Genomic DNA, 6,852 nt, shown 5'->3' with positions numbered 1-6,852 from the left:
GAGGTCGACATCACCTTCACCTCGATCGCGATCTCGTACCAGGCGGCGCCCGACGTCGCCCCCGAGACCCATATGCGCGTCGTCCGGTACCGCGGTCAGGACTTCTCCCGCCTGACCGACGTCGACCAACTGGTACGCCGGTTCGTCCGCGGCGATCTGACCCGCGAGGAGTCGAGCCGCGAACTGGCCCGGATGGTCTCCGCGGGTCCACCGTTCCCGCGCTGGAGTTCGGTGCTCGCCTGGGGCGTGATGGCAGGTGGAGCGACTCTTCTCCTCGGCGGCGGTTGGCTGATCACCCTCGTCGCGGTAGTCACCGCGATCCTGATCGAACTGAGCAACAGGTGGTTCAACCGCCAGCGGCTGCCCGCGTTCTACCAGCAGGTCGCCGGCGCTTTCGTCGCGACATCCGTCGCCCTGATCCTCTACGCCGTCCACGCACCCGTGAAACCGTCGCTGGTCGTTGCTGCAGGCATCATCATGCTGCTGGCCGGCATCGCCCTGACCGGCGCCGTCCAGGACGCGATCACCGGGTACTACGTGACCGCTGCCGCCCGCAGTCTCGAAGCGATGTTGCTGACCGGCGGGATCATCGCCGGCGTCAGCCTCGGAATCACCCTCGGCATCAAGCTCGGCCTCCCGGTCGCGATCGAGGCCCAGACGATCCAGCTCGCGAACCTCCCGATCATGGTCGGCTCAGGCGCGTTGATGGCGGTTGCGTTCGCGTACGCGTCGTACGCGCCGCTGCGTTCTCTTCTGCCGGTGGCAGTCGTCGGCGCCGCCGGGTCGCTCGTCTTCACACTGATGACGCGCGCCGAGTTCGGCCCTGCTTGGTCAACCGCGGTCGCCGCCTTCACCGTCGGCCTCGGCGGTTACTCCCTCGGCCGCCGCTCCGGCGTCCCGCCCCTCGTCGTGGTCGTCTCCGGCACGGTCCCCCTCCTCCCAGGTCTCACCATCTACAAGGGCCTGTACGAGGTGATGGCCCTGGGCAACCTCATCGGCATAGTCAGCCTCGCCACCGCGGTGGCAATTGGCGTCGCCCTGGCATCAGGTGTCATCCTCGGCGAATACGTAGCCCAACCCATCCGCCGAGAAGCCCGCCGCCTCGAAGACCGCCTCGCCGGCCCCCGCCTGGTAGGCCCCCGCCGCCCCATCCGCCGCCGCACCTCCCGCCCCCGCCGCCGAAGCACCAATTAGAGCGGCTAGCGAAGGGTGCCGAGTTCGTTGACGACCCGGGTGGGGATGCCGAGAAAGGTGTCGCGGGCAACCGTGCCGTAGGCGATGTTGAAGGTGTGCAACTCGTAGACCCAAAGGCCGTTGCAGGTTGAGGCGACTGTGCGGTAGTTGAGGTGCCAGCGGATCCACTGACCTGGTTCCAGTCGAACCGCCGGCCGCCGATGCCGAGGAGGCATTGCGAAGGCGATCTCAGGAAAGACCCGCAGCCGCCCGTCCTGCTCGTCCAGGCGTACTCCGCGGTCCGTTGGTTCGGTCGTACCGAACACAGCCGTGAATCCTTCGGCCTCCGACATCTTCACGTCGTGCATGAGTGGGAGCGTCGTGGACGGTAGGCGGAATGCGGTGGGCGCACTGTTCCGAACCGTCGCCGCAGGACCGCCCCGTGACTGCTTGGTCCAGCTGGTGCGAATTCGTTGAACGGCAACCTCCATGCGCCGATGGTCGCATTCGTTGCCACCCGAGCGACACCGAATATTTCTGGGGCGTCAGTGCCTGCGGTCGGTGACGGATCATCGGATTTCCTCGAGGACTACGTCGTCGAGTTGGAACCACACGTCCTGGCCGTGGCCGAAGAAGCCGCTGTACAGCTGGATCAGGGACTCGCGGCCGGAGTCGAACTCGACGGTGACCTTCGTGTACTGCGGATGCGCGCCGCCCGGCCGTTCCGCCAGGGTCTTGCCGCGGAGCGTCCGGACCCCCAGCATCGTCTCGGTGTTGTTGTCCGCGGTGTGGATCCAGGCGGACAGGCGGTAGCGGTGATGGGGGCGGACGGCAACGTTCTGTTGCAGGGCGTGGAGGCCGATCGAGTCCCGGAGGAAGGCGTTGTTCGCGCCGGTGTGGCCGAGGTTCGTCTTGTCGATCCCGCCGCGGCCGTTCAGCTGCCAGGGTGGGGACGGTGAGGCGCCGGTCTGTTCCTCGAAGCCGGGATCCGTGACCAGGTTGGTTTTCAGGCCGTCGTCGGTCAGTTTCGTGTGCATCAGGAACACGTTGTACGGATCCCACTGCGACATCGTGAAGTACAGGTCCGGTCCGGACGACCACGGATGCATGTAGGTGCCGTAGAGCCCCGGGTAGTCGCTGCCTTTGGCAACCACCTGCTCGCCACCCCACGGACCCGTTAGCGACCCAGCGGAGCGGAGTACGACAGAGGCTCTTTGCTCGTCGAGGTACATCATCAACCACTTGCCGAGATACGCGTTCCACTGCACGGAGACCTCGCTGATCGGACCGATGGCGATCGGCGCGGCGGTGCTCTCCCGGGTGGACCAGGACTTGCCGTCCCAGTAGCGCCAGGCGTTCTTCGTCAGCACCTGTTTCTCGGGGACCCGGGCCAGGTGCGCGTTGCCGAACCGCCCGTTCGGCGTACCGATCATGTAGACGTAGCCGTCCTTGCGGACCAGCGCGTTCATCTGGAAGTTGTCGTCCCAGGCGACCGTGTTCTGCCAGCGCGCGGTCGGGTGCTTCGTCCAGGTCTGGCCGTTGTCGTCGGAGTAGGCAAAGCCGGTGTAGTTCGTGAACCAACTTCCGGCCGGACCCCAGTAGTTGACCGACATGTACTGGACGTACTGCCGCTTGCCCACCGAGATCCCGGCGGTCGGGATCACCGTGTGCTCGTCGCGGTCGATCTTCTTGCAGTCGAGGAACTGCTTGGCGTGCCCCGGGCGGTCTTCGGCCGCGCTGTCGAAGCTCATCCCGTCCGCCAGGTTGCGGTCCTTGCTCCGCAGCAGCACGTTGCAGCGCCAGTCGAGCGTCGCCGGGTCGCCGGCACCACCGCCCGGACCGGTCCAGCCGCTGCCGTAGCTGTCGCCGAACGCGGACAGGATCTCGCCGGAGCCGTTGTCCCAGAGGATGCCGAGATCGGTCGACTTCAGCTGGAACCGGGCCTCGGTGTCGTTGATCGACTCCGGTCCGGTGAGCTTGGCGACCCGCTGGGCCGGCGACGGAACCGCTCCGGCCTGGGCGGGCGGCGCGGACCCGCTCGGCAGCAGCGCCGCGCCGAGCAGCAGGGGCAGGACCAGAACGAATCGCTTCTTCATGCGCGTCTCCTCAAAGGGCGGGTCAGAGCGCGAGTCAAGGTGAGAAATCGATTTCTCGGTACCGTAACCGGCACCACGCAGCCGGTCAACGGCTCGGCGCCGGGCGCTGTGATTTACTGCTGGTGGTGCGATTCCAAGGTGTGACGGCAGGGAGCTGATCCCGGGCCCGTCGGCTCCGTGCGGTAGGCGGAGTGACCCGGCCGCGACCGGGGCCATGCGGTGATACCCCGCTTCCGCTCGGATCCGATCGGGTCCCTGGCCGTTTCAGGCACAGGAGCTGGAAGCATGTTCACAGGAAGAATCGAGTGGACCGCCACTGTCGCCGAGGTCCGCGGCGAGGCTGTGCGGGTCAAGCTCGACCCCGACCTCCCAGCGAACGGGCGAGGTCTGTTCGTCGCCGGTGGCGCCGTCTGCCTCGACGGGGTCCGCCTCACGATGGAGTCGGCCGGTCCGACCGAACTGGTCGCCACCATCACCGACGAGACCCGCCGCCGCACCACCCTCGACCGCATCAGCGCCGGTACTTCGGTCCACTGCGAACTGCCCCTCGCGGCCGGCGACCGGATCGACGAGGAACCGGCGGGGCGTCGGGTCTGGATCAAGCCGGGCGACCGGCTGCTTGCTCGCCTGGTCGCGAAGTCCTCGGTGGCGATGAACGGGGTCAGCCTGACGGTGGCGGAGGTGCTGAAGGACCGGTTCTCGGTGGTCCTGGTGCCGAACACCCTGAAGAAGACGAACCTCGGCGACCTGGCCATCGGGGACCGGGTCAATCTGGAGAGTGACCTGCTCACCCGGATGGCACGCGAAGGGCACGGGCCTGAGCTGCTGAAGGCGATCAGTCGGTTGCCCTGGGCGGGTCACCTGAACGGGCCGGTCGGCGTACAGAAGGTTGTCGCTCAACTGGCTGCCGGCGGTGGGGTGGTGGTCTGGGATCCCACGCTCGAGGGTGAAGGCGATGTCGTCTTCGCGGCGGAGAAGTTCCGGCCGGAGGCGATGACCTTCCTGCTGACGCAGGTGTGTGGGCACACGACGGTTCCTTGTCACCCGTCGGTCCTCGAGCGGCTGGAGATCCAGCGGATGCCTGGCAAGGGTGATCGGCAGGGGACGTTGCCGCACGTACCGGTCGACCTGGCGTCGCTTCCCGGGACTGGCGTGAGTGCGGCCGACCGGGCGGCGACCATCCGCCGCCTCGCCTCGGCCGACGCTGTTCCGAGCGACTTCCTCAGGCCCGGCCACGTGTTTCCGCTCGCCGCCCGACCCGGGTTGCTGGCTGAGAGACGAGGGCACACGGAGGCGACGGTCGCGTTGTGTAGCGCCGCGGGGCTGGCGCCGGTCGGGGTCTGCTGCGAGGTGATGCGACCCGACGGTGTGATGGCGGACGCGGTCGACCTGGAACAGTTCGCGCTCCGCTGGGACCTGCCGATGATCGACGTCCACGACCTGGCGAGTTGGCTGTGAAGGGCGCGGAGTTGTACGACGACCCAGTGTTCCTGGCCGGATACCGGCAACTCAGGCGGGACAAACTCGGGCTCAACGAGGAGCTGGAGATCCCCGCGATGGCAGCGCTGCTACCACCGGTCGACGGATTGCAGGTGGTGGATCTGGGCTGCGGTGAGGGCGGACTCGCAGTACGGCTGGCTGAAGCCGGGGCGTCCGCGGTGGTTGCTGTGGATGCGTCGGAGTCGATGTTGTCGCGGGCTTCACAGCATTCGCGGGTGTACTACGTGCGCTCGGATCTGGCGGACTTCGACCTGGCACCGGGGACGGTGGATCTCGTGGTCAGCAGCCTGGCGTTGCACTACGTCGAGGATCTGGAGGGGCTGGTCGCGCGGATCAGGAGCTGGCTGTCTCCTGGTCGGCGGCTGGTGTTCTCGGTCGAGCATCCGATCATCACCGCACCGCTGGAGCCGTCCGACGGGGGCGTCGACGACTATGCGGACGAGGGGCCGAGGCAACGATCCTGGTTCGTCGACGGGGTGGTGAAGTATCACCGGACGATCGGCTCGACGCTGGCGACGCTGCAGCGACAGGGATTCGCGCTGGAGGCGGTGGAGGAACCGCAGCCGACCGAGGTCCAGATTCGGCACTACCCGCACCTCGCGGTGCACCGGCGCAGACCGCCGTTGTTGCTGGTATCTGCGAGGGTGCGGTGACTCCGGACGCGCCCAGCCGTTAGAGTTACCGACTGGAAACATCGGCCTGCTATCGCTGGGTCACCGCCCGGCGGGCTCGGAGGATCGACGTGGCACTGGGTAGGACGTCCCCGCGGGACCTGCCGCTGTTCGCGGAGCTGTCCGGCCGGGAGATCAAGGACATCTTCCGGGCCGGCGAAGAGGTCTCGGTACCGGCCGGATGGTCCCTGATCCTGGAACAGACCCCGCCGGACGCGGCGTACCTGATCCTGAGTGGGACGGCGGCGGTCCGGGTGAAGGGTGAGGAGATCGCCGTCCTCGGGCCGGGCGACATCGCCGGTGAGGTCGCGGTCCGGCAGAACCGGTTGCGGACGGCAACGGTGACGGCGAAGAGCCGGCTGCAGCTGCTGCACTTCACCCGGGAGAAGTTCGACGACCTGACCAACCGGCTGCCGAACTTCCGCGACGCCATCGACGCCACCATCGCCGAGCGCCGTGGTGACCAGCCCAACTCCTGAGCAGTCGCCGACCCAACCCTCCGCGCCGGACGCCGCCCCGCACACCCCCGCCCCGGCCGGTGCGTCGGAGGCGGGTCCGGAGCCGGATCTGGCGGTGTTGCAGAAGGGGTTCGAGCAGGCGTTGCTGGGTGGGGAACGGAAGTTCACCCGGCTCCAGGTCTCCGAGCGGGCCGGCGTCTCGATCGAGCGGACCGAGCAGATGTGGCACGCGCTCGGCTTCGCGACCGTGCCGGACGACGAGATCGCCTTCACCGACGACGATGTCGAGGCACTCCGGCTGGTCGCGGCCCTGGAGGACGACGGGTTCATCGATCCCGCGATCGAGTCGTCGCTGGCCCGCAAGCTCGGCCAGACCCAGTCCCGGCTGGCCTCCTGGCAGTCGGCGATGTTCCTTGACTTGCTCGGCCGCTCGAAGCTGTCCGCCGACGACGCGCTCGAGGTCGCCTCGTTGTTGCTGCCGGCAATGGAAAGGCTGCAGACCTATGTCTGGCGGCGTCATCTGGCCGCGGCCGCCGGTCGTGCGGTGGCAGGATCCGACGAGCTGTCGCGGGGCGTCCGTGCGGTCGGGTTCGCCGACATCGTCAGCTATACGCGGTTGACCCGGAGGTTGTCCGAGCTCGAGCTCGGCCAGTTGATCGAGCGGTTCGAGGGGATGGCCGCGGACGTGGTCGCGCTGAACGGCGGCCGGGTGATCAAGTCGATCGGTGACGAGGTGCTCTTCGTGACCGATACCGCGGCGCAGGGAGCCGCGGTTGCCCTTGCCCTGCAGGAGAAGGTGGCCGAGGCCGGGGACCTACCCGAGCTGCGGATCGGCCTCGCATACGGGAGCATCCTGATCCGGCTCGGCGACATCTACGGCGAGGTGGTGAACCTCGCCTCCCGTCTCACCTCCGAGTGCAAGCCCGGCCGGATCAGGATGCTCCCGTATGCGAG

7 protein-coding genes are annotated in these 6,852 nt (G+C 67.8%); 5 read left to right on the top strand and 2 right to left on the bottom strand.

Translation table 11 applies throughout. The features are described from left to right. A partial coding sequence (locus VFG33_RS21265) for a threonine/serine exporter family protein (protein ID WP_325054665.1) occupies positions 1-1,194 on the top strand: 1,194 nt, incomplete at its 5' end. Positions 1,195-1,199: 5 nt separating this feature from the next. Here the strand turns inward: VFG33_RS21265 and VFG33_RS21260 are convergent. Continuing rightward, positions 1,200-1,541 (bottom strand): hypothetical protein, encoded by a 342-nt coding sequence (locus VFG33_RS21260; protein WP_325054664.1) that lies wholly within the window; start codon positions 1,539-1,541, stop codon positions 1,200-1,202. Between the two features lie 201 nt (positions 1,542-1,742). After that, complete coding sequence (locus VFG33_RS21255) at positions 1,743-3,269, bottom strand: glycoside hydrolase family 183 protein (RefSeq protein WP_325054663.1); 1,527 nt, start codon at positions 3,267-3,269, stop codon at positions 1,743-1,745. A gap of 285 nt (positions 3,270-3,554) precedes the next feature. Between VFG33_RS21255 and VFG33_RS21250 the strand changes: the two genes are divergently transcribed. The 4 genes from VFG33_RS21250 to VFG33_RS21235 form a co-directional block, all read left to right on the top strand. Continuing rightward, positions 3,555-4,727 carry a 3,4-dihydroxy-2-butanone-4-phosphate synthase gene (locus VFG33_RS21250; protein WP_325054662.1) on the top strand — a complete coding sequence of 391 codons (1,173 nt, stop codon included), beginning with the start codon at positions 3,555-3,557 and terminating at the stop codon, positions 4,725-4,727. After that, the gene (locus tag VFG33_RS21245; protein WP_325054661.1) at positions 4,724-5,422 is read left to right on the top strand and encodes a class I SAM-dependent methyltransferase; all 699 of its coding nucleotides are present in this window, start codon (positions 4,724-4,726) and stop codon (positions 5,420-5,422) included. The genes VFG33_RS21250 and VFG33_RS21245 overlap by 4 nt, the downstream gene beginning before the upstream one ends. Before the next feature lie 89 nt (positions 5,423-5,511). Then, the gene (locus tag VFG33_RS21240) at positions 5,512-5,919 is read left to right on the top strand and encodes a cyclic nucleotide-binding domain-containing protein (RefSeq protein WP_325054660.1); all 408 of its coding nucleotides are present in this window, start codon (positions 5,512-5,514) and stop codon (positions 5,917-5,919) included. Then, on the top strand, positions 5,900-6,852 hold a 953-nt coding region (locus tag VFG33_RS21235; RefSeq protein WP_325054659.1), incomplete at its 3' end, for an adenylate/guanylate cyclase domain-containing protein. The genes VFG33_RS21240 and VFG33_RS21235, both read left to right, overlap by 20 nt.

This window comes from Kribbella sp., assembly GCF_035687465.1.
Classification (GTDB): domain Bacteria; phylum Actinomycetota; class Actinomycetes; order Propionibacteriales; family Kribbellaceae; genus Kribbella.
The sequence above is the reverse complement of the archived record's forward strand: the minus strand, read 5'-3'. Positions and strand labels throughout refer to the sequence as shown.

Coding starts and splice junctions, on each gene's coding strand:
- VFG33_RS21250 (WP_325054662.1), top strand. CDS start 3,555: ATGTTCACAGGAAGAATCGAGTGGACCGCCACTGTCGCCGAGGTCCGC.
- VFG33_RS21260 (WP_325054664.1), bottom strand. CDS start 1,541: ATGCACGACGTGAAGATGTCGGAGGCCGAAGGATTCACGGCTGTGTTC.
- VFG33_RS21255 (WP_325054663.1), bottom strand. CDS start 3,269: ATGAAGAAGCGATTCGTTCTGGTCCTGCCCCTGCTGCTCGGCGCGGCG.